Source organism: Pseudomonas sp. MEJ108, assembly GCF_030208985.1.
Taxonomy (GTDB): domain Bacteria; phylum Pseudomonadota; class Gammaproteobacteria; order Pseudomonadales; family Pseudomonadaceae; genus Aquipseudomonas; species Aquipseudomonas fragariae.
This window is the reverse complement of record NZ_JARVSW010000001.1, coordinates 126,014-149,199: the sequence shown is the minus strand read 5'-3', so window position 1 is coordinate 149,199 and position 23,186 is coordinate 126,014. Positions and strand designations below refer to the sequence as shown.

Below are 23,186 nucleotides of genomic sequence, written 5' to 3'. Positions count from 1 at the left end.
GAAAGATTAAGGGGTATCAGGCCAGCAGCGCATCGAGCTTGCCGGCACGCTCCAGAGCAAACAGGTCATCGCAGCCGCCCACGTGGGTCGAACCGATCCAGATTTGCGGTACGGAAGTACGACCGGCCTTCTGGGTCATTTCGGCACGCAGCTGCGGCTTGCCGTCGACCCGGATTTCCTCGAAGGCCACGCTTTTGCTCTGCAGAAGCTGTTTGGCACGTATGCAATACGGGCAGTAGTCGCTGGAATAGACGATGACTTGAGCCATGTTCACTTCACCAGAGGAAGGTTATCGCCGCGCCAGCTGGAAATACCGCCGGACAGCTTGGCCGCCTTGAAGCCGGACTTGAGCAGCTCGCGGGCGGTGCTGCCAGCATGCTGCCCCATTGCATCGACTATGATCAACGTCTTGTCCTTGTATTTCTCCAGTTCGGCGGTACGGGTCAGTACCTTGTCCTGCGGGAAATTCAGGGAGCCGACGATGTGCCCTGCGGTGTAATCCTTTTTCGAGCGCACGTCGATGACCACGCCCTGATCGCTGTTGACCAGCGCGGTCAGCTCGCGAGTGCTCAGGCTGGCGCCGCCCTTGCTCATTTCGTAAGCAATCAGCAGTCCCAGCAGAATGACGAAGGCACCGGTGATCAAATAGTGGTTAGTGGCGAATTCAAGCAGGTGAGCAACCATCAGTAGGTTCCAGGGCGTTAAAATGTCGGCCAGTATACACAGCAGCCAAGGTCGGCCAAAGTCCGTACGGCAGTGACGCCGTTTGAACTTGTCCTTAAAATGCCGTTCCCTTGTACTTTATTCATCTCTTTATCCAATCAGCATCGAGTGGGTTCTATGACTGCCACGCCAAAACCTCTGGTTCTTATCATCCTGGATGGCTTCGGACACAGCGAAAGCCACAAGGGCAATGCCATTCTGGCCGCGAAGATGCCGGTCATGGATCGTCTCTACCAAACCATGCCCAATGGCCTGATTTCCGGGTCGGGCATGGACGTCGGTCTGCCGGACGGGCAGATGGGCAATTCCGAGGTCGGGCACATGAACCTGGGTGCCGGCCGCGTGGTGTATCAGGACTTCACCCGGGTGACCAAAGCGATTCGCGATGGCGAGTTCTTCGAAAACCCGACCATCTGCGCCGCTGTGGATAAAGCCGTCAGCGCTGGCAAGGCCGTGCACATCATGGGCCTGCTGTCCGATGGCGGCGTGCACAGCCACCAGAACCATCTGGTTGCGATGGCAGAACTGGCGGTCAAACGCGGTGCAGAAAAAATCTACCTGCACGCCTTCCTCGACGGTCGCGACACGCCACCGCGCAGCGCGAAGAAATCCCTCGAGCTGATGGACGCAACCTTCGCCCGCCTGGGCAAGGGCCGCACCGCCACGATCGTCGGCCGCTACTTCGCCATGGACCGTGACAACCGCTGGGACCGGGTTTCCTCTGCCTATAACCTGATCGTCGACAGCACCGCCGATTTCCACGCCGACAGCGCCGTTGCCGGGCTCGAAGCCGCCTACGCACGCGACGAGAACGACGAGTTCGTCAAGGCCACCCGCATCGGCGAAGCCGCCCGCGTTGAAGATGGCGACGCGGTGGTGTTCATGAACTTCCGTGCCGACCGCGCTCGTGAACTGACTCGTGTGTTCGTCGAAGACGATTTCAAGGACTTCGAGCGCGCCCGTCAGCCGAAGGTCAACTACGTGATGCTGACCCAGTACGCGGCGAGCATTCCTGCACCGTCCGCTTTTGCTGCGGGCAGCCTGAAAAACGTGCTGGGCGAGTACCTGGCGGACAGCGGCAAGACCCAGCTGCGCATCGCTGAAACCGAAAAATACGCCCACGTCACCTTCTTCTTCTCCGGCGGCCGAGAAGAACCGTTCCCGGGTGAAGAGCGCATTCTGATCCCGTCGCCGAAAGTCGCCACTTACGACCTGCAGCCGGAGATGAGCGCACCGGAAGTGACCGACAAAATTGTCGATGCCATCGAACATCAGCGTTATGACGTGATCGTCGTCAACTACGCCAACGGCGACATGGTTGGCCACAGCGGGATCATGGAAGCCGCGATCAAGGCTGTGGAATGCCTGGACGTGTGTGTCGGGCGCATCGCCGAGGCGCTGGAGAAAGTCGGTGGTGAGGCGCTGATTACCGCGGACCACGGCAACGTCGAGCAGATGACCGACGACTCCACCGGACAGGCGCACACTGCGCATACCTCCGAGCCGGTGCCGTTCGTTTATGTCGGCAAACGTCAGCTGAAAGTTCGCCAAGGCGGCGTTCTGGCCGATGTCGCGCCGACCATGCTGCACCTGCTGGGCATGGAGAAACCGCAAGAGATGACTGGTCACTCGATCCTCGTGGCCGAGTAATCCGGAAAAACCGGCCTTTAGCCATCAGGCAAGGCCGGTTTTTTATGTTTCAGGCCTCAAAGCAGTGGCTGCGAGGCGTTTTTTTTGCAGCGCATGGCGGGCATACTAGGCCTGACATTTTTTCTCACAATTCCTCGGTATCGCCCACCCACATGCTTCGCGCCTTGATTGCCCTTGCTCTGATCTGCCTGCTCAATCCGGCGTTTGCCGAAGACGAGCGTGTGCAAACCCAAAAACAGATAGATGCTGCGCGTCAGGATGTGGCGGAGCTGCAAAAAGTCCTGGGCAAGCTTCAGGAAGAACGTGCAGGCGTCCAGAAGGACCTGCGCACCACTGAAACCGAAATGGGCAAGTTGGAAAAGCAGGTCGAGGTCCTGCAAAAGGAACTAAAAAAGACGGAAACCGAGCTGCAAAAGCTCGACAGTGAAAAAAAGAAACTCAACAGCGCCCGCGTTGAACAGCAACGCCTGATCGCCATCCAGGCCCGCGCCGCCTACCAGAGTGGCCGTCAGGAATACCTCAAGCTGCTGCTCAACCAGCAACATCCCGAGAAGTTCGCGCGAACCCTCACCTATTACGATTACCTGAGCCAGGCGCGCCTGGAGCAGCTACGCAATTTCAACGAAACCCTGCGCCAGCTGGCCAATGTCGAAAAAGACATCGACCTGCAACAGGCCCAGCTGCTGGTGCAGAAAAGCAACCTGGACAGCCAGAGCGAAGAACTGGCCAAGGTTCGTCAGGAACGTCAGCAGGCACTGGCCAAGCTGAATCAGGACTACAAGGCCCGCGATCAGAAAATGCAGGCGCGGCAGCAGGATCAGGCCGACCTGGCCAAAGTCCTCAAGACCATCGAAGAAACCCTGGCCCGCCAGGCACGTGAAGCCGAAGAAGCTCGCCAGAAGGCGCTGGTCGCAGCCCGCGAGGCGGAAGAGAAGCGTCAGCGCGAAGCTGAAGCCGTCGCCCGCAACAACAGCAACAACAGCAGTAGAAAAAGCGATGATGAACCGGCACCGCGTCGCCCGGTCAAAGCCCCCGGCGCAGTCGTTTCCAGTGCCGGTGTTTCCTACGGCGGACCGTTTGCAGAGGCCAAGGGAAAACTTCCATGGCCTATCGATGGTCGACTGCTTGCGCGTTTCGGTGAAGCCCGCGGTGATGACGAACGGACCAAATGGGACGGCGTCATGATCAGCGCCGCAGCCGGAAGCCAGGTACGTGCCGTGCATGGCGGACGAGTGGTGTTCGCCGACTGGTTGCGCGGTGCCGGGCTTCTGGTCATTCTCGACCATGGCAACGGTTATCTGACCCTTTACGGGCACAACCAGAGCCTGCTCAAGTCGGCAGGCGACATTGTAAAAGCCGGTGAAGCGATTTCCACGGTCGGCAATAGTGGCGGTCAGGACACGGCAGCGTTGTACTTTGCTATTCGTCAGCAGGGTCGCCCCAGCGATCCGGCCCAATGGTGCCGCACTCAAGGATAAGTCGGCGTCAATATCTGTAGGAGTTCGTTAGACATGCTGCATTTGTCCCGCCTCACCTCGCTGGCCCTGGCAATTGCCATCGTTATCGGCGCGCCTCTGGCGCAAGCTGCCGAAAAGACCGCGCCAGCCACGCCTGCAGCAGTCTCGCCCGCCAAAACCAACGCCGCCGCAAAGCCGCCGCTGCCGCTCGACGAGTTGCGCACCTTTGCCGAGGTCATGGACCGGGTCAAGGCGGCCTACGTGGAGCCGGTCGACGACAAGACTCTGCTGGAGAACGCCATCAAAGGCATGCTCAGCAACCTTGATCCGCACTCTGCCTACCTCGGCCCGGAAGATTTCCAGGAGCTGCAGGAAAGCACCAGCGGCGAGTTCGGTGGGCTGGGCATCGAAGTCGGCGTCGAGGACGGTTTCGTCAAGGTGGTTTCGCCCATCGACGACACACCGGCTTCCAAGGCTGGCATCGAGGCAGGCGACCTGATCGTGAAGATCAACGGTACGCCGACCCAGGGCCAGAACATGCAGGAAGCGGTCGACAAGATGCGCGGCAAGATCGGCGAAAAGATCACCCTGACGCTGGTCCGCGATGGCGGCACGCCGTTTGACGTGACCCTGGCGCGGGCAACCATTCAGGTCAAGAGCGTCAAGGCGCAGATGCTGGAAAATGGCTACGGCTATATCCGCATCACCCAGTTCCAGGTCAAGACCGGTGACGAAGTCGGCAAGGCGCTGGCCAAATTCCGCAAGGACAACGGCAAGAAGATGAGCGGCCTGATTCTCGACCTGCGCAACAACCCGGGCGGCGTGCTGCAATCGGCCGTGCAGGTGGCGGATCACTTCCTCACCAAAGGCCTGATCGTCTACACCAAAGGCCGCATTGCTAACTCCGAACTGCGCTTCTCGGCAGACCCGGCAGACGCCAGCGAAGGCGTGCCACTGGTGGTGCTGATCAACGGCGGCAGCGCCTCGGCATCGGAAATCGTTGCCGGTGCCCTGCAAGACCAGAAACGCGGCATCCTGATGGGCACTGACACCTTCGGCAAAGGCTCGGTGCAGACCGTCCTGCCGCTGAACAACGATCGCGCCCTGAAGATCACCACCGCGTTGTACTACACGCCGAACGGCCGCTCGATCCAGGCCCAGGGCATCAACCCGGACATCGTGGTACGTCGGGCCAAGGTCACCAACGAAGCGGACGGCGAGAACTACAAGGAAGCCGACCTGCTGGGTCACCTGGGCAATGGCAACGGCGGCGCAGACAAACCGACCGTCAAGAGTGGCGCAGCCGCCAAGGCGCGTCCGCAGGATGACGACTTCCAGCTCAGCCAGGCGCTCAGCCTGCTCAAGGGGCTGAGTATCACCCGCGGCAACTGACGGATGCGCTTTCTAACTTTGTTATTGCTGACCCTCTCGATCACTGGCGCTGCCCATGCAGCGCCAGCCGAGAACAGCGGCAAACCGTCCAAGGCCTACCTGAGCCTGATCATCGATGACCTGGGCCAGAATCCGCAGCGCGACAGCCGCACACTGGCGCTTCCCGGCCCGGTCACCCTGGCAATCATGCCCGACACCCCGCATGCCACCGAGTTTGCCCGCCAGGCTCATCGCGCAGGCAAAACGGTCATGCTGCACATGCCCATGGACCCCGCGACCGGTCCTTACGCCTGGCACCCCGAGCTGCCACTGCCTGAGCTGGAAAGCCGTCTCAATGCTGCCCTGCTGAAAGTGCCGTACGCAGCCGGCATCAACAACCACATGGGCAGCCGGATGACCGCCGAGCCGGTCGCCATGACCTGGCTGATGGCCGAGCTACAGCGTCGTCACCTGTTTTTCGTCGACAGCCGCACCAGCGCGAAAACCGTGGCGGCCGCCGAAGCGCAGCGCATCGGTCTGGCCAGCGTCTCGCGTGACGTATTCCTGGACGACGAACGCACCGCAGAAGCCATCACCCGCCAATTGCAGACCGCGATAAAAATCGCCCGCAAATATGGTTCTGCCGTGGTGATCGGACACCCCTACCCTGTCACGCTGGACGTACTGGAACGCGAACTGCCCAACCTCAAGGCACAAGGCGTCGAATGGATCGACCTGCGCAGCATGATCGGCGAACGCGGCAATCAGGCGAGTGCGGCGCATGGCAAGAACGGGATTTATCGCTGACGCAGCAAACCACTGCACCGCCCTGTCAGTTCTGTCAGTACCTTCCAAGCAAGGACAGGCCCACACTGCGCTTACTCGGTTTGGGCAGTATGGACATCCGATAGCAGATCTCGTCTGACGCTATCCACCACTCCCGCTGTTGTACGAGAAGATCACAGGCACGAGCATAGTGGCCCTCACCGCCCACCCCGTACCTGCCCACTATTTCTCTCTCGGGCATGAAGCGCCCGGGCAACAACGGGTAACCATTCCATGAACGATTTCACTTCAGCCGTCGCTGGCGCAAGGGCGCTGCAGGGCTTCATCTGCGGCACCTCCATAGAGGATTCCGAACCGCAGGCAACTCAAGCCGTTTCAATTGTCGCAGTCGACATAACGGCAGTTTCAGATGATCGCGTCGAGGTCATCGTCATGGTCTACGGCGCAAACGGGGCGACGGTAGAGGCGCTTAGAGCCGATGGCACCTGGGCCTCCATCGGCTCGGTTGCCATGGGCATACTCAATCCGGATGTGCCTGCAAGTTATCTCTTAGACCCTGACCACATTCGCCTGCGTGTCGCCGGCTTTCCAGACTCTGACACCACGTTTCGAGTCCGTCCGATACTGACCCGCCTGTCATCGCACAAGAACAACGACGGCAGCCTGTCAGTCAGCGGCTCTACCACTATGCAGTCGGGGCTGGTGGAAGCGTTTTCCGATTCGGAATGGAAAGGCATCGGTATCGTCAGCGGCGGGGTCTTTTCCAACCCGGCCGTACCGTCTGCTTATCTGCACACCGCCGATACCCTGCGTGTTCGAATATGCAGCCATGATAAAAATATTTGCTCTTATGCACTGGATTCAACGCTCGAGTTCCCTCACCCGCGCTCCGTGCTTATTCAACCAATGCAGGACGCTGCTGCCGAGCAGGCGGCAATGTCCTGGAGAATACGCAAGGCGGACTATCAGCCAACCGGCTACTTTGCGCTCGCAGGACAAGAGTTCGAGGTACGGGTATGGGGCAACGTCGATAATCTGACCTTGCTGGTCGGTACACAAGGCCTGGCTGACCGCGACGATCCGTCAGAGCAGTCCGAGAACATGCGAGCGCGGCCTCTGACCCGAGGAATAAACATTATTCGAGACCCCTTGGGAGGTGCCATTCACATCCGTAACCTGATCGGCTCCAGGCCGGGCGTAGCAAGGGTTATCTTCGGAAGTGGCGCCATTCCGATGCCCTACTATGTCAATGGGATTACAGCGACCCAGTGGCGAAAAATGCTTTTACTCACCAAGGCGCCTGAGGTCGAGCTAGTGGGTACGCACATAGTAGTGGCAGCATTTCGAAGCACGGCGCTCAAGTTTTCTGATGTCGAACCCAGTGCCATAGTGCATTCTCACGAAGAAGTCATGCGGCTGGAGGCAGAAGTCAGCGGGTTCGACGGTTCTGCACCCATTCACACAAGGTCTCGCTTGTTGATCTATGCGGTGGAAGGCTCCGCCAGCAAAATTCCCCATGCGACCACAGGTTGCATTGCCTTGCCCTACAGAGAAGCGATCGGTGAGTTCAATGAGGCTCTACTCGGAGGGCTGGCCGCTGAGCGATGGGTCACGCTGCACGAGTACGGACACCATTATCAAACCTCTTACAACTCATACGGCCTGTTTGGCGAAATCACCGTCAATCTTTATGCCCTTGCTGTAGGACGACACTACATCAACGAATACACCTATGTACTTCCAGAGCGGTGGAATGGCACCGTGAATTGGCTGGCGTTACCACGCACTGAAAAAATCTACGGGGCGCCTGAATCCGACCCTTTGGCAATGTTTGAACAGCTTCGCAAGGGATTAGGCGAGGACTTCCTGCCAGACTGGCATCGTTACATCAGAGAACATCCAGGCGAGGCCCTGGGTCTTAAATACTTCGTACTGACTGCGTCTATCGCCGCCAAACGTAACCTGACCGAGTTTTTTGCCGATTGGGGCTTACTCAAACTCACGGATACCGACGTATGGATTGCCGTGAACGCCCTTGGATTTCCTTACCCGTCACAGCGGCTGGCTGCCATCAGGCCTTACTTGAATCAGGTTTGACTGTCATGGATCAGCTCGGCTTGGCAGAGGTAAGTACATGAATACGCCCGGATTGCGTCGGCAGGTTCAAGACCAGACGTAAGCCAAATCTGCTTTCCGTGTCCACCACCGTCTCAGCCTTGATAAACGTGTCAATTCCGGCTTAAAGGAAGGTGTTCCCATGATGGGGGCCCAGACACATTTATCAGGGATTGATGATGAAACCGACCATGATGACGGGGGCGTGCTGCATTGCCGCACTGCTGCCTTTTTCCATCCACGCCACACCTGCAGACCTGGGCGAAGGGCTGATGGCTCTCGCACCTTCGATAGCCCTGCTCAACGCCGACGGCTCACGCGACCACTGGAACGGCATCGGCCGTATCAACAGCAGGTCAGGGTCAAACTGCACGGCGACGCTGATCGATAGCCGAAGCGTCGACAGCCCGTCTGACGCGCCCGCCTACGTACTCACCAGCGGCCACTGTATCAATCGCCAGAATGGCGTGATCATCACCGATGGTGAAATCGAAGGCAGCGTGCAGTTCAATTTTTTCACCGACAGCACCGCCCGCAGCTATCCATTGAAGCGGGTCAGCTGGAGCAGCATGCAGGGTGTGGACCTGGCGATTGTCGAGCTGCAGCCCACGCTTGAAACACTCGTCAACGACGGCATTCAGCCCATCAAGCTCGCCGCGGAAATGCCCGAACAGGGTCGCGCTATCTTGTGGGTGGGCGCACCGCTCGGCAAGGAGACCGGGCATCTGCGCATGGCGGCCTGTGTTCGCCATACGTCGGAGGTGATCATGGAGCCGCCTTGGGTCTGGCGTCATACCGTCCGTAATCAGTGCCGGGATGTCGGTACGGGCGCGTCCGGCAGTCCGCTGCTGACCCGCGACAGCGGCGAGCTCTATGCGGTGATGAACCTCACCAATCAGGCCTCGTCGGATAACCCGAGCGAAGACCTCAGTGACGAAATACCCGGTTTTCCGCCGATGGTCGCCGACAGTAACTATGGCAACCCGGTCACGCTGCTGAAGAAGTGCTTTGTCAGCGGCACGCTGAGTACGGACCCGGCGACCTGCGATCTGTTTCCAGCCTTCTCGGTCGATTTTGAAACGCTGGGCCGGCAGCCCGCGCAGCATGCCAGAGTACAACTGGATGCCGAGGGCAGGAATGTCTATCCATCCTGGGACTTGCGCTTCATGGTCAACACGCCGTTGTATCGCTACAAGAAGGTCGATTCGGCCATGCAGTGCGAAGACCCGGTGGGTTACAGCCATACCATCAGCTCGCAGGACGCGACCATCGATGACCCTGTGGACAAACAGATCGGCATCAACTGGCTGTGCATGGTAGGTGTGTCTTCGGCCGAACAACGCTCCAGCATCGGTCTGATGCGCAACGCACTGACGCTTGGCATAGAGCTGCAACCGGCAGGCCCCACGCCGGCACCGCAAATGGAGATCGGCACAAATCGATCTGGCGCGACATCGGTCGTCTGGTCGCACGAGCACCGGCTGATCGACTACTACACGGTCAAAATGGGCAAGCCGGAAACCACCGACTGCTCTGCCCCTGAAGGCTTCAAGCCACAATTTCGCGATCTGACATTACGCGCGAAGTCGTTGCCGTTGAAGATCTGCACCTACGCCCACGATATCAACGGTCAGCCATCCGCCTTGCGCGAAGACATCATCCCGTCGCCCGCAGCAGGCTGAGCGATTACTGATAGCGCGCCTTGACGGCATCGACCCAGCCTTCGGCGCGCATCTGATCGAGGGCCTTTTGCAAGCGTCTGACGACCTCGTCAGGCGTGCTCTTGTTGACTGCCAGGTAGAGTTCGGCGCTGTTGAAGCGCAGCGCCGTCTTGAGGCCCGTGACGCCTTCCAGTTTTGCCAGATAGCGGCCCACTGGATCGCCTACTGCCCACAGGTCGATCTGGCCGTTGGCGAGCTTTTTCACGTTGTCGCGGTCACGCAACATCAGAATCGGGTTCAAGCCCATGGTTTTAAGACGCTCGCCAATCGCATCGCCCTTGTAGGCACCGATGCGGTAATCCCTGGCCTGCTCCAGCGACGTCAAGGTGATCGGGCTGTCACCGCGCGCCAGCATGACCCAGTCGTAGGAGCCTACCGGGCCTACCCATTTGAAGAGGCTTTCACGTTCGGGCAGGCGGGTCGTGGAAAACACGCCGTAACCGGGCTTTTCCAGGGCCAGTTTGTAGACCCGGTCCCACGGAAAACGCAGCGTCATGCTGTAGCCGATATTGGCGCGCTTGAACATCTCGCGCACCACCTCGGCGGCGATACCGTCGATGTTGTTTTCCTGAGCGAAATTCTTGCCGTCGACCGCCATGTTGAACGGCGGGAAGTTCTCGGTCAGCAACACCATGGAATAAGGCGTCGACTCGCTGGCCCGGACACCTTCACTCGACAAGACACCGATCCCGATCAGTGCAAGCAGTAGGCGTTTGAACATGTTCCGGCACTCGATCGTGAACGACGCATGCAGAGTGCCGTGAACCCGGCGCACTGTCTAGCCCGGTACTTCGCGATGTCGCTTATGGACAACTTCGGTATGAGCGCTATCCGCACCGTCGTGAAGCCCCTCAGGCTCAATAACTATTTACCTCACGCGGCACAGCAGAATTTCATTGAATGACAGGCACCTGACACCACTTATCAAGGAATGATGATGGATATTCAAAGACGGGTTTTTCTGGCTGTACTTGCGGTCTCGATGACGAACGTCGCGTCTGCGCAACACATCGACTACGGCCAGGGAATGGCATCCTTCACACCCTCTTTGCTGCTGGAGAACGAGGATGGCAGGTTTGATCACTGGAATGGCATAGGCCGTATGGAAAGTCGGGGAAACCGCATGTGCACTGCGGTGCTCATCGATTCTCGTGGCAACCCTCAGGTCGACAGCCCTGATGTACCCGCCTACGTATTGAGCAGTGGCCATTGCACTTACACCCAGCCAGGCCAGTCGGGTGTTGATCTGGAAATAGAGGGGCATGTCGAATTCAATTATTTCAAGGGCATGTCCAGAAATCGCAAGAGCTATGCGCTGAAGAGAATCAAATGGAGCAGCCTGCGCGGTACAGACCTCGCTCTGCTGGAACTGGACACAACGTTGTCCCGCTTGTTCAAGGACGGCATTAAACCGCTGGCACTGGCGCAACAGGCGCCTACCGTCGGCATGGACGTGCTGTCTGTCAGCGCCCCTCTGACAGCCACCGGCTATACGCTGCGTTTGTCCGCCTGCAAACTGGAATCGGTGGTAAACATCGTCGAACACCCTTACGCCTGGAATGCCAACCTGAGCAATCGATGCGAAGACGTGTTACCGGGAAGCTCGGGGAGCCCCCTCGTAGACCGCTATACAAACAGGATCATCGGCATCATGGGCACCACCACCCGAGGTGCTGCGGAGCAAAGCCGTTGCTTCACCGACTCGCCGTGCGAGGTCAATGACGGACAGGCTTCGTGGCGTGTCGATACCAACTATGCAAGCCCGATAGACTCGCTGTCTGCCTGCTTTGCCGACGGGGTTTTCGACATTAACCGCCCCGCGTGCACGCTACAATCCGCGGCGCAACTGACGCTGGCAAATCCGGACTATCGCAAGCACTACATCCGGCTCGAACGCGATAAGAACGGGGACGTGATTGCCCCGCGCTGGAACATGGCGTTCACCGTCAATACCTCGATGTTCAAGTTCAAGGCCACGCGTAATCCCGCTGAGTGTCGCGAACCGGACGGTTATAAAAGCTCCAGAGATGCCCGTACCGCGCATATCAATGCTGTTATCGGCACAGAGCCCGGCATTTATTCGCTGTGCATTGCGGGCCACAATGGTAATCAGGGGGCAGCACCGGGTGTCAGGGAAAATGCGTTCATCCATACCGTCGAACTGGTCGAGGCAGATCAAACGCCTGCTCCCCATGTAAACATCGAACGGCTGGATAACGGCAAGCACCAGATAAACTTCATTTCTGGCTTGCCGACACACGCCAATCACGCCTACAAATTCGGCGCCCCCGAACTCACGGATTGCGCCGATTTATCAGGCTACAAATCGGTTTATTACAACTTCAGCATCAGCCCGAAACTGCTTCCGATCAAGCTCTGCACGATGGCCAGGGACGAAGCGGGTCATCCGTCCGCACCGCGCACGGACCTGCTACAGGAACAGGCGTCAGAAAAACAGGCTTCGGAAGGCTGAAATAAACGAGCGCACCGACGATGAAAAAGGTGCGCTCGTCTGACCGCTATGGCGACTCAGCGCACGACAATCCCGCGGCTGGCCATGTAGGCCTTGGCCTCGGGAACCGTGTATTCGCCAAAGTGGAAAATACTCGCCGCCAGCACAGCGCTGGCGTGACCCTCGATGACACCGGCAGCCAGGTGCTCGAGGTTGCCGACGCCACCCGAAGCAATCACCGGAATACCCAGTGCATCACTGATAGCGCGCGTGACGCCCAGATCGAAGCCGTTCTTCATGCCGTCCTGGTCCATGCTGGTCAGCAGGATCTCGCCAGCGCCCAGGTCTTCCATCTTTTTCGCCCAGAGCACCGCGTCCAGCCCGGTGGGTTTGCGCCCGCCGTGGGTGAAGATTTCCCAGCGCGGGGTTTCGCCCGGACCGGAGACCTTCTTGGCGTCGATAGCGACCACGATGCACTGCGACCCGAAACGCGCGGCGGCTTCACCGACGAACTCGGGGTTGAACACCGCGGCCGTGTTGATCGAGACCTTGTCGGCACCGGCATTGAGCAGGTTGCGGATGTCCTGCACGGTACGCACGCCGCCGCCGACGGTCAGCGGGATGAACACCTGACTGGCCATGCGCTCGACGGTATGCAGCGTGGTGTCACGGCCATCGACGCTGGCGGTGATGTCGAGGAAGGTGATTTCGTCGGCACCCTGCTCATCGTAACGACGAGCGATTTCCACCGGATCGCCTGCGTCGCGGATGTTCTCGAACTTGACGCCCTTGACCACTCGACCGTTGTCGACGTCCAGGCAAGGGATGATGCGTTTGGCTAGGGCCACAGGGTCAATCTCCAGCTGTTCAGCGTTGTTCGCGGTCGCAGAGCGCCTGAGCTTCGGCCACATCCAGCGTGCCTTCGTAAATCGCACGGCCGGTGATTGCACCGATGATGCCCGGAGCCTTCGCATTCAGCAGCGCCTGAATGTCGCCCAGGTTATGGATGCCACCCGAAGCGATCACCGGGATCCGCGTGGCAGCCGCCAATGCCGCGGTGAACGGAATGTTGCAGCCCTGCATCATGCCGTCTTTGGCGATGTCGGTGTAGACAATGGCCGACACGCCATCGGCTTCGAAACGCTTGGCCAGGTCGATGACCTGCACCGAACTGACTTCAGCCCAGCCGTCGGTGGCGACGAAACCGTCCTTGGCATCCAGACCGACAATCACCTTGCCGGGGAACGCACGGCAGGCTTCGGCCACGAACTCGGGCTCCTTGACGGCCTTGGTGCCGATGATGACGTAGCTCACACCCGCCTTGACGTAATGCTCGATGGTTTCCAGCGAACGGATGCCGCCGCCGATCTGGATCGGCAGGTTCGGGTAGCGTCGGGCGATGGCCGTGACCACATCACCGTTGACCGGCTGACCTTCGAACGCACCGTTCAAATCGACCAGATGCAGACGGCGGCAACCACCTTCGACCCATTTGGCGGCCATGGCCACCGGGTCATCGGAGAACACCGTGGAATCTTCCATCCGGCCCTGACGCAGACGCACGCAAGCGCCGTCCTTGAGATCGATAGCGGGGATAATCAGCATGCTTATTCCTTGGTCTGAAAGAGCGGCAAGCTGCAAGCGGTTAGCTGCAAGTATGCGTACTCACTGATTCTTGCGGCTTGAAGCTCAACGCTTGAAGCTGCTTTATCTAATTCTTTTCGAGTGCCCACACGTCACTTTCGATGCTCTCGAAGCGCTCCTTGAGCTGCTGCTGAACATCGAAAATGGCGCGATTGTAGTAATGCGGAGCAATCTCGCGAGTGAACAGCTCGAGGACTTCAGCCACTTCGAACGAGCCCAGTTCCAGCTCGAAGCGCTCTGCGAACAGGCGCTTGAGCTTGTCGATCGCCTGTTGCTCGTGCTCGGGCGAGAGGGTCAGGATCGGCGGTTTACCCTTGGCTTTGCTCATGCGCTTACCAGCGACCATCCCAGGCGGCGAAGTTCTGCAGCAACTGCAGGCCGTGGGTATGGCTCTTTTCAGGGTGGAATTGCACGGCGAAGCGCGAACCGTCGGCCAGCGCAGCGGCGAAGTCGAGGCCGTAGTGGCCACGCCCGACCACCTGACGCTGATTGGCGGCATCGATATAGAAACTGTGCACGAAGTAGAAACGCGCCTGATCCGGAATGTCATGCCACAGCGGGTGATCCACCGCCTGAGCGACCTGGTTCCAGCCCATGTGCGGCACTTTCAGGTGCTCGCCCTCTTCATGCAGGTCCTTGCCGAAGAACTTTACCTGGCCGGGAAACATGCCGATGCAGTCCACGCCGCCGTTCTCTTCGCTGCTGTCGAGCAACGCCTGCATGCCGACGCAGATACCCAGAAACGGACGGTCCTGGCTCACTTCCTGAACCAGCGAATCAAAGCCCAGACGGCGAATCTCGGCCATGCAGTCGCGAATCGCGCCCACACCCGGAAAGACGATGCGATCGGCTTCGCGAATCACCTTGGCGTCACTGGTAATCAGCACACGGCCTGCGCCCACATGCTCCAGCGCCTTGGCGACAGAGTGCAGGTTGCCCATGCCGTAATCGATGACCGCAACTGTCTGCATCAGAGCACACCCTTGGTGGATGGCATCTGCCCGGCCATACGCTCATCCAGCTCGACCGCCATGCGCAGCGCACGACCGAACGCCTTGAACACGGTCTCGATCTGGTGGTGAGTGTTGGTGCCGCGCAGGTTGTCGATGTGCAGCGTCACGTTCGCGTGGTTGACGAAGCCCTGAAAGAACTCCTGAAACAGGTCCACATCGAAGCCGCCTACAGTGGCGCGGGTATACGGCACATGCATCTGCAGGCCCGGACGCCCGGAGAAATCGATGACCACGCGCGACAGCGCTTCGTCGAGCGGCACGTAGGCGTGGCCGTAACGACGAATGCCCTTCTTGTCGCCGATCGCCTGGCTGAACGCCTGGCCCACGGTGATACCGACGTCTTCCACCGTGTGGTGATCGTCGATTGCCAAGTCTCCCTTGCATTCGATGTCCAGATCGATCAGCCCGTGCCGGGCGATCTGGTCGAGCATGTGCTCAAGAAAAGGCACGCCGATATCGAATCGGGCCTTTCCGGTACCATCCAGGTTGATCGAGGCTTTGATCTGGGTTTCCAGAGTATTGCGCTCGACGTACGCCTTACGTTCGGCCATCACCAGCTCCGCAAAATCATTGGGCGAAAAAAAGGCGAGCATTATAGGCCCAGAAGCGCCCGCCATGAAGCAAACAGACGACCAGCAGGGTATTTAACGGGCGAAGAGGCTCGCGATTGCGTTACATACCTTATCGATATTCCCTTCATTCAAACCTGCCATGCACACCCGGCCACTGCGCAGCATGTAAATGCCGTGAACATCTTTCAGTTCGTCGACCTGCTGCGGGGTCAGACCGGTGTAGCTGAACATCCCGTTCTGCCTGAGGATAAAGCTGAAATCGTGGCCGGAGACCTTCTGCGCCAGCACCTCGACCAGCCGCGTGCGCATATCGATGATACGCAGGCGCATGGCCTCGACTTCACCCAGCCACTGCTCGCGCAAGTGCGGCGTGTTGAGCACTTTCGAGACCAGAAACGCGCCATGTGCAGGCGGGCTGGAGTAGTTGCGGCGCACGGTTGCCTTGAGCTGGCCGAACACATTGGCCGACGACGTCGTGTCCTCACAGACCACCGACAGCCCGCCTACCCGCTCGCCATACAGCGAGAAGATTTTCGAGAACGAGTTACTGACCAGCGTGGTGATACCTGCGTTGGCCATCGCCCGGATGGCATAGACGTCTTCGTCGATGCCTTTGCCGAAGCCCTGATAGGCGATATCCAGGAAGGCGATGAGCTGACGATCCTTGATCACTTCGATCAGGCGGTCCCATTGCGCCACTGTCAGATCGGCACCGGTCGGGTTATGGCAGCACGGGTGCAGCAGGAGGATGCTCTGCGCCGGCAGCCCCTGCACCGTGTCGAGCATGGCCTCGAACCTCACGCCACCCGTCTGGGCATCGAAGTACGGGTACGCATTGACCTTGAAGCCCGCCCCGCCGAACAGCGCGTTATGGTTTTCCCAGGTCGGGTCACTGACCCAGACCTGCGAGTCCGGAAACGCGTATTTGAGGAAATCGGCACCTATCTTCAGCGCGCCCGAGCCGCCCACGGTTTGAATAGTGGCGACGCGGCCGGCCTGAACCAGCGGGTGATCGGCGCCGAACAACAGGGTTTGCACTGCCTGCCGATACGCCGCCAGGCCTTCCATCGGCAGGTACACGGACGCTGCCTGTTCGCCTTCGGCCAGTTGCTGTTGTGCCGTTGCTACGCATGCCAACTGCGGAATGCGGCCCTGTGCGTCGTAATACAGGCCGATGCTCAGATTGACCTTGTCCGCACGCGGGTCCTTGCCAAAGGTCTCCATCAGCGAAAGGATCGGATCACCGGCGTATGACTCCACGTGGGCTAGCATGCAAACAACTCCTTCGGGCAATAAAATCAGGGCTGACTAATGTAGCAGCGTATGCACCGGAACGGGCAGTGCATCGAGTACATAGGGTCAACTGAATATGACTATCGCGACGAATAAAATCCGGGCGCGATGATCAAAAGCGCAGTGCACCCAAAACCCAGGCAAAAAAAAACGCCTGCACCGAGGTGCAAGCGCTTTTCAGTTACCGGCAGGCTCTTAGTGGAACAGCACTGCGGTTTTCTGCAGGGTAATCCAGACGCCCCACGCCAGCGGGATGCCTACGGCCAGCCAGGCGGCGATGACCAGCGGCTTGCTGCTGTCGGAGGCTTTCCACTCCAGTGAAGTCGTGGCGTTGGCACCCTTGTCGTGACCGATGGCTTGTTCAGCCGCCAGTTCGGCGTCGGTCATGAAGTACTTGTCGGCAACCGGACGAATCAGCAGGTTGCAGATAAAGCCCAGTACCAGCAGGCCCGACAAGATGTACAGGGTGATGTCGTAGGCGTCGGCACGTGCAACACCGTGGGCGAGTTGGTACTCACGCAGGTAGTTGACCAGTACCGGACCCAGCACACCGGCCGCAGCCCAGGCAGTCAGCAGACGACCGTGAATCGCGCCGACCATCTGCGTACCGAACAGGTCTGCCAGATAAGCCGGAACCGTCGCAAAACCGCCACCGTACATCGACAGCACGACACAGAACGCAGCCACGAACAGCGCGATGCTACCCATATGGCTCAGGGTCGGAACCGACGCATAAAGCAGGAAGCCCAGTGCGAAGAACACGAAGTAGGTTGCCTTGCGACCGATGAAGTCCGAGCACGAAGCCCAGAAGAAACGACCGCCGATGTTGAACAGACTCAACAGACCGGTGAAGCCGGCTGCAATCGCAGCAATGGCTTTCAGTTGATCGGCATTGAGCTGGCTGAAGGTCAGGTCGACGCCCAGCAGTTTGCCGGCGAACACTTCCTGCAGCAGCGGCGAGGCCATGCCCAGGATGCCGATACCGGCCGATACGTTCAGGCACAGCACCAGCCAGACCAGACGGAACTGCGGTGTTTTCCACGCCACGCTGACGTGCACGTGACGGTTGGTGATCATCGAGTTCTTGGCCTTGGCAGCCGGAGCGGTCCAGCCTTCAGGTTTCCAGCCGGTTGGCGGAACGCGGTAGCCCAGCGCACCGCCGATCATGAAGATGAAGTAGATCACCGCCATCACCACGAAGCTCTGCCATACGCCAACGCTTTCAGCCGAAGCGAAGTGACCCATCAGAGCCGTAGCCAGCGGTGCACCCACCATCGCGCCGCCGCCAAAGCCCATGATCGCCATGCCGGTCGCCATGCCGCGCTTGTCCGGGAACCACTTGATCAGGGTCGATACCGGGGAGATATAACCCAACCCCAGACCGATACCGCCGATCACGCCCGAGCCCAGCCACATCAGCCAGATCTGGTGCGTATAAATGCCCAGTGCGGAAATCAGCAAGCCACCACACCAGCAGAGTGCCGAAACAACACCCGCCTTGCGTGGACCTGCGTGCTCCAGCCAGCCACCCCAAATGGCAGCCGAGCAACCCAGGAAGATGAAAAACAGTGTGTAGATCCAGCCCAGCATGGAGATCTGCCAGTCACAGGTCGACGCGAACATCTGCGCGAAAAAACCCATGTCCGGTGTGCAAGCGACAGGTGCCGTAACACCGATAGCCTTCGACAGCGGCAACCAGAATACCGAGAAGCCGTAAGCCATACCGATACAAAGATGGATGGCCAGTGCTGCAGGTGGAACAAGCCAACGGTTGAAACCTGGCTTGGCGATAATGCGCTCTTTGGACAAGAACGCAGGCTGAACGGCTTCGCCGCCCAAGGCTGTGCTTGTGCTCATTATAATTACCCCAATGTGTGAAGCTCGCAGATGGTCCGCTGGTCCGCCACAGACTCAGTGCCGAGCGGCCATGTCTGTTTTATCGGCAGGTTCTCCGGATACGTGACAAAAAGACGCACCCTGGCCAGCAAAAACGGAGACTATCACTGTCTGATGGCAAATAAGCATCTCACTACATGCTTTTTATTATCTATTTTCATACGCTAATCCACGTGCTCTATGGCCCCATAGATGCAATCAATTAAGCACTGACGAAAACCTGCCTTGGGCTTAGTTGGGCCAGCACCTGTGTGGCCGTTCGGCCGGCTTGAAAAGACTTGGAAGATATATCGCGACAAGACGACTCGCATTTTGTCATCTGCTCCCAGACGTAATGGCGCACGGTGCCAGCATCCCGAACCGGAGGCCAGACAGCAATAACGGTATCCGCAGCCCGGTCGGCTCGTCAGAGCGGTATACTCGTGGGCTATTTTTGAACATCGACACAAGGACTCGCCCATGAAAGCGTTCGGCAAAATCCTGGGGCTGTTTATTCTCGGGTTGTTGCTGATCATCGTGGCTCTCGGCTTCGCCCTGACCCACCTGTTTGATCCCAACGACTACAAAGACGAGATTCGCCAGCTGGCACGCGACAAGGCCAACGTCGAGCTGACGCTCAACGGCGATATCGGCTGGAGCCTGTTCCCCTGGCTCGGCCTGGAATTGCACGACGCCCATGTCGCGACCCTGACCGCTCCCGATCAGCCGTTCGCCGATGTGCAGATGCTCGGTCTGTCCGTTCGTGTTCTGCCACTGCTGCGTCGCCAGGTACAGATGAGCGACATTCGCGTCGAAGGCCTGAACCTGACCCTGCACCGCGATGAAAACGGTCATGGCAACTGGGAAGACATCGGCAAGCCAGCCGTGGCAAGCACTGAAGCACCTGGCGAGACAACGCCAGCCCCGGCTCCGGACGCGCCCAAAGCGGATCGCCCTGCCCAGCCGATCCGCCTGGATATCGACAGCCTGACCGTCAACAACGCCCGCGTGGATTACAGCGATTCCCGAAAAGGCCGGACCTTCATGGCCGAGAGCATTCAGCTGAGCACCGGACCGATTCGTGAGGCGTCCGATATCCCGATCAAACTGACGGCGTTCCTGAGCACCAACCAGCCCGTCGTGCGCGCCAAGACCGAGCTGGTTGGCGCATTGCGCATGGACCGTGTGCTCAAGCGTTATCAATTCGAAGACATGCGCCTGTCCGGTGAAGTCGCCGGCGAGCCGCTGCAAGGCAAGACCGTGACCTTCTCGGCGCAGGGCCAGTTGCTCGTCGACCTGGCTGCCAATATCGCCGAATGGAACAGCCTCAAAGTCTCGGCCAACCAGTTGCGTGCACTCGGCGAACTGCGTGCCCGCGATCTGGACAAAACGCCGCAGATCAGCGGCGGCCTGTCCATTGCCCAGCTCGATCTGCGCGCGTTCTTCGAAAACATCGGCCAGCCGCTGCCAGCCATGTCCGAGGGCGCGCTGAGCAAGGTTGAAATGGTCACGCGTCTGGCAGGTACGCCTACCAGCCTTGCGCTGGAAAACCTCAACCTGAAAGTCGACGACAGCAGCTTCACGGGGCGCATCGCGGTGGACGACTTCGCCAAACAGGCGCTGCGTGTCCAGCTCAAGGGCGATACCTTCGACGCCGACCGCTATCGTCCGGCTGAAAGCGAAGAAAGCAAAGGCGCCAAGGCCGCGCGCAAATCCGAGGTGCAGTCCGGTGAAGCCGCCGCCGCTGCGGGCGACTCGCCGCTGCCCGAACAACCGACCAAGGCCGCCTGGAGCACGGCAAAACTGCTGCCGCTGGAGCGCTTGCGTACGCTGGATGTCGAGGCTGACCTGAGCTTTGGCAAACTGACCCTGAACAAACTGCCCATCGACAACGCAGCGTTCAAGACCCAGGCCAACGGTGGCGTTATCAAAGTCGATACGCTGAGTGGCGACCTGTACAACGGCAATTTCGAGGTCAAGGGCAATCTGGACGCGCGTCCGGACACGCCTGTGGCCACTGTACAGACGCGCATTGCCAAAGTGCCGGTCGAACGCGTTCTGGAAAGCCAGGGGCAGACGCCGCCAGTGCGCGGCCTGCTGACCCTCGACAGCAACCTGACCGGCACAGGCAACAGCGAAAAAGCCCTGATCGACAGCCTGAACGGCACCGCCAGCTTTGCGCTCAATAACGGCGTACTGGTCAATGCCAACCTGGAGCAGCAGCTGTGCAAGGGTATTTCGATCCTCAACCGCAAGACGCTTAGCGGCGAACCGCGCGCCAAGGACACTCCTTTCCAGCAGCTCAACGGCAATCTGGTGATACGCAATGGCGTCGCCAGCAACCCGGACCTCAAGGTCCGCACGCCAGGCATGGCCGTCAACGGTAACGGCGACGTCGACCTGCGCGTGCTGGGCATGAACTACCGCGTCGGCATCATCGTCGAAGGCGACAAGAGCGACATGCCGGACCCGGCCTGCGAGGTCAACCCGCGCTTTGTCGGCATCGAGTGGCCGGTGCAGTGCCGTGGCCCGCTGGAACTGGGTGCCAAGGCCTGCCGTCTGGACAAGGAAGGCGTCGGCCAGATCGCTGCGAAACTGGCGGGCGACCGGATCAGCGAGAAGCTTGAGGACAAGCTGAACGACAAACTCGGCGACAAGGTCAGCCCCGAGCTCAAGGACGCCCTCAAGGGCCTGTTCAAACGCTAGGGCAAGGTGAACTGCTCAGGAGCGCCCTCGCGGCGCTCCACTGACGCAACCTTTCATATCCCGACTCACATCTCGACGAGAGCCCTCCAGGCCATGCAACCCGAACAATTCTCCAGCGCCGTGCTGGACTGGTACGACCGTCATGGCCGACATGACCTGCCCTGGCAACAAGACATCACGCCGTACCGGGTCTGGGTATCGGAAATCATGCTGCAGCAGACTCAGGTCAGCACCGTTCTGAGCTACTTCGACCGCTTCATGGAGGCCCTGCCGACCGTGCAGGCGCTGGCCGAAGCGCCCGAGGACGAAGTACTGCACCTATGGACCGGGCTGGGTTACTACACCCGCGCCCGCAACCTGCAGAAAACGGCAAAAATCGTCGTCGCCGATCATGGCGGCGAGTTTCCCCGTGATGTCGAAAAGCTCATTCTGCTGCCCGGCATCGGCCTGTCCACCGCAGGCGCAATCGCCAGCCTGAGCATGGGCATTCGCGCGCCGATCCTCGATGGCAACGTCAAACGCGTGCTGGCGCGCTTCACCGCGCAAGAGGGTTACCCTGGCGAGCCGAAGGTGGCCAAGCAGCTGTGGGCCACCGCTGAACGCTTCACGCCGCACAGCCGGGTCAACAACTACACCCAGGCGATGATGGACCTGGGGGCCACACTCTGCACCCGCAGCAAACCCAGCTGCCTGCTCTGCCCGCTGGAGCGCAGTTGTGAGGCGCACATGCTGGGCCTGGAAACGCGCTACCCGATCCCCAAGCCGCGCAAGACCGTGCCGCAGAAGCGCACGCTCATGCCGATGCTCGCCAACGAAGACGGCGCGATCCTGCTTTATCGCCGCCCTTCCAGCGGCTTGTGGGGCGGTCTGTGGAGCCTGCCGGAACTGGATGACTTCGATGACCTTCAGCATCTGGCCACGCAACACGCGCTGCAACTGGGCGAGCACCATGAACTGCCGGGACTTATCCACACCTTCAGCCACTTCCAGTTGAGCATCGAACCCTGGCTGGTCAAGGTCCGCGAGTCCGCCGATCACGTGGCCGAGGCCGACTGGCTCTGGTATAACCTCGCCACCCCGCCACGCCTGGGCCTTGCCGCCCCGGTGAAAAAGCTGCTCAAACGCGCAGCCGACGTATTGAACGCAGGAGAGTCGTCATGACCCGCACCGTAATGTGCCGCAAATACAAAGAAGAACTGCCCGGCCTGGAACGCGCCCCATATCCGGGTGCCAAGGGCGAAGACATCTTCAACCACGTCTCGCAGAAAGCCTGGGCCGACTGGCAGAAACACCAGACCCTGCTGATCAACGAGCGTCGCCTGAACATGATGAACGCCGAGGACCGTAAATTCCTCCAGACCGAGATGGACAAGTTTCTCTCCGGCGAAGAATACGCCCAGGCCGAAGGCTACGTTCCCCCCGAAAAATAAAGCGTTTCACGCAGTGAAGGTCGTAAGCGTCGGTAATAATTCAAATTTTTTAAAAAACACGCTTGACGACCTCCTGAAAAACACGTCTAATGCGCCCCGTTGCCCAGATAGCTCAGTCGGTAGAGCAGGGGATTGAAAATCCCCGTGTCGGCGGTTCGATTCCGTCTCTGGGCACCACCTTCCGTTTTCAGGTGATGCCAGGCACACCTGAAAGCACACAAAAAGCCCGCCTCGTGCGGGCTTTTTGTTGTCTGGGCCTAACCCTCATCGTATGCCCAAAGTTCGGCACACAACCCGTCCAGTGACAAGCTCGACCACCGAACGATGCCAATCATTCAGCACGTAGCTAAATTGCTGAGCAGCGGCTGATACCTATGG

General features: G+C 59.5%; 20 protein-coding genes and 1 tRNA gene. 11 read left to right on the top strand and 10 right to left on the bottom strand.

The genetic code is table 11. The annotated features are described in order from the left end of the window. Nucleotides 1-16: 16 nt before the first annotated feature. A complete protein-coding gene (gene grxC / locus QRN50_RS00645; protein WP_011269283.1) occupies nt 17-268 on the bottom strand; it encodes a glutaredoxin 3 in 252 nt (83 codons plus the stop codon). A 2-nt stretch (nt 269-270) separates the two neighbouring features. Continuing rightward, nucleotides 271-684 (bottom strand): rhodanese-like domain-containing protein, encoded by a 414-nt coding sequence (locus QRN50_RS00640; protein WP_011269284.1) that lies wholly within the window; start codon nt 682-684, stop codon nt 271-273. Nucleotides 685-840: 156 nt separating this feature from the next. On the opposite strand from QRN50_RS00640, the gene gpmI reads away from it, so the two are divergent. The 6 genes from gpmI (at nt 841) to QRN50_RS00610 (ending at nt 9,784) form a co-directional block, all read left to right on the top strand. Next, nucleotides 841-2,373, top strand: coding sequence for a 2,3-bisphosphoglycerate-independent phosphoglycerate mutase (gene gpmI, locus QRN50_RS00635; RefSeq protein WP_143520213.1), 1,533 nt, complete (start codon nt 841-843; stop codon nt 2,371-2,373). Between the two features lie 152 nt (nt 2,374-2,525). Then, a complete protein-coding gene (locus tag QRN50_RS00630) occupies nt 2,526-3,851 on the top strand; it encodes a murein hydrolase activator EnvC family protein (RefSeq protein ID WP_011269286.1) in 1,326 nt (441 codons plus the stop codon). A gap of 33 nt (nt 3,852-3,884) precedes the next feature. After that, nucleotides 3,885-5,222, top strand: a complete 1,338-nt coding sequence (locus QRN50_RS00625) for a S41 family peptidase (RefSeq protein WP_010433148.1) — start codon at nt 3,885-3,887, stop codon at nt 5,220-5,222. A 3-nt stretch (nt 5,223-5,225) separates the two neighbouring features. Then, entirely contained in the window at nt 5,226-6,008 is a 783-nt protein-coding gene (locus QRN50_RS00620; protein WP_004407320.1) for a divergent polysaccharide deacetylase family protein, read from the top strand. 252 nt (nt 6,009-6,260) lie between these two features. After that, entirely contained in the window at nt 6,261-8,084 is a 1,824-nt protein-coding gene (locus QRN50_RS00615; RefSeq protein ID WP_004407318.1) for a M60 family metallopeptidase, read from the top strand. 197 nt (nt 8,085-8,281) lie between these two features. Next, entirely contained in the window at nt 8,282-9,784 is a 1,503-nt protein-coding gene (locus tag QRN50_RS00610; protein WP_096127197.1) for a trypsin-like serine peptidase, read from the top strand. A gap of 4 nt (nt 9,785-9,788) precedes the next feature. On the opposite strand, the gene QRN50_RS00605 is transcribed toward QRN50_RS00610, so the two are convergent. Further along, nucleotides 9,789-10,544, bottom strand: a complete 756-nt coding sequence (locus tag QRN50_RS00605; protein ID WP_024642263.1) for a substrate-binding periplasmic protein — start codon at nt 10,542-10,544, stop codon at nt 9,789-9,791. 216 nt (nt 10,545-10,760) lie between these two features. On the opposite strand from QRN50_RS00605, the gene QRN50_RS00600 reads away from it, so the two are divergent. Next, nucleotides 10,761-12,296, top strand: coding sequence for a trypsin-like serine peptidase (locus QRN50_RS00600; RefSeq protein WP_096127195.1), 1,536 nt, complete (start codon nt 10,761-10,763; stop codon nt 12,294-12,296). Between the two features lie 56 nt (nt 12,297-12,352). On the opposite strand, the gene hisF is transcribed toward QRN50_RS00600, so the two are convergent. The 7 genes from hisF to QRN50_RS00565 all read right to left on the bottom strand — a co-directional run bounded on the left by hisF (nt 12,353) and on the right by QRN50_RS00565 (nt 18,654). Continuing rightward, nucleotides 12,353-13,123 carry an imidazole glycerol phosphate synthase subunit HisF gene (hisF, locus tag QRN50_RS00595; RefSeq protein WP_002551458.1) on the bottom strand — a complete coding sequence of 257 codons (771 nt, stop codon included), beginning with the start codon at nt 13,121-13,123 and terminating at the stop codon, nt 12,353-12,355. 19 nt (nt 13,124-13,142) lie between these two features. Further along, a complete protein-coding gene (hisA, locus tag QRN50_RS00590) occupies nt 13,143-13,880 on the bottom strand; it encodes a 1-(5-phosphoribosyl)-5-[(5-phosphoribosylamino)methylideneamino]imidazole-4-carboxamide isomerase (RefSeq protein ID WP_003372206.1) in 738 nt (245 codons plus the stop codon). Between the two features lie 106 nt (nt 13,881-13,986). Next, nucleotides 13,987-14,247, bottom strand: a complete 261-nt coding sequence (locus QRN50_RS00585) for a DUF2164 domain-containing protein (RefSeq protein ID WP_004407310.1) — start codon at nt 14,245-14,247, stop codon at nt 13,987-13,989. 4 nt (nt 14,248-14,251) lie between these two features. Then, nucleotides 14,252-14,890 (bottom strand): imidazole glycerol phosphate synthase subunit HisH, encoded by a 639-nt coding sequence (gene hisH, locus QRN50_RS00580; RefSeq protein WP_003318304.1) that lies wholly within the window; start codon nt 14,888-14,890, stop codon nt 14,252-14,254. Further along, entirely contained in the window at nt 14,890-15,483 is a 594-nt protein-coding gene (gene hisB, locus QRN50_RS00575; protein WP_002551454.1) for an imidazoleglycerol-phosphate dehydratase HisB, read from the bottom strand. Before hisB ends, hisH begins: the two co-directional genes overlap by 1 nt. A 93-nt stretch (nt 15,484-15,576) precedes the next feature. Further along, nucleotides 15,577-16,776, bottom strand: coding sequence for an amino acid aminotransferase (locus QRN50_RS00570; RefSeq protein ID WP_096127194.1), 1,200 nt, complete (start codon nt 16,774-16,776; stop codon nt 15,577-15,579). A gap of 216 nt (nt 16,777-16,992) precedes the next feature. Beyond that, a complete protein-coding gene (locus tag QRN50_RS00565) occupies nt 16,993-18,654 on the bottom strand; it encodes an OFA family MFS transporter (protein WP_096127193.1) in 1,662 nt (553 codons plus the stop codon). 498 nt (nt 18,655-19,152) lie between these two features. On the opposite strand from QRN50_RS00565, the gene QRN50_RS00560 reads away from it, so the two are divergent. The 4 genes from QRN50_RS00560 to QRN50_RS00545 all read left to right on the top strand — a co-directional run bounded on the left by QRN50_RS00560 (nt 19,153) and on the right by QRN50_RS00545 (nt 22,985). Further along, nucleotides 19,153-21,378, top strand: a complete 2,226-nt coding sequence (locus QRN50_RS00560) for an AsmA family protein (protein ID WP_096127192.1) — start codon at nt 19,153-19,155, stop codon at nt 21,376-21,378. A 93-nt stretch (nt 21,379-21,471) separates the two neighbouring features. Next, nucleotides 21,472-22,539, top strand: a complete 1,068-nt coding sequence (gene mutY / locus QRN50_RS00555) for an A/G-specific adenine glycosylase (RefSeq protein ID WP_024648861.1) — start codon at nt 21,472-21,474, stop codon at nt 22,537-22,539. Next, nucleotides 22,536-22,808 carry an oxidative damage protection protein gene (locus QRN50_RS00550; RefSeq protein ID WP_002555777.1) on the top strand — a complete coding sequence of 91 codons (273 nt, stop codon included), beginning with the start codon at nt 22,536-22,538 and terminating at the stop codon, nt 22,806-22,808. The genes mutY and QRN50_RS00550 overlap by 4 nt, the downstream gene beginning before the upstream one ends. Before the next feature lie 101 nt (nt 22,809-22,909). Next, nucleotides 22,910-22,985: transfer RNA gene (locus QRN50_RS00545), tRNA-Phe, on the top strand. Nucleotides 22,986-23,186 lie beyond the last annotated feature (201 nt).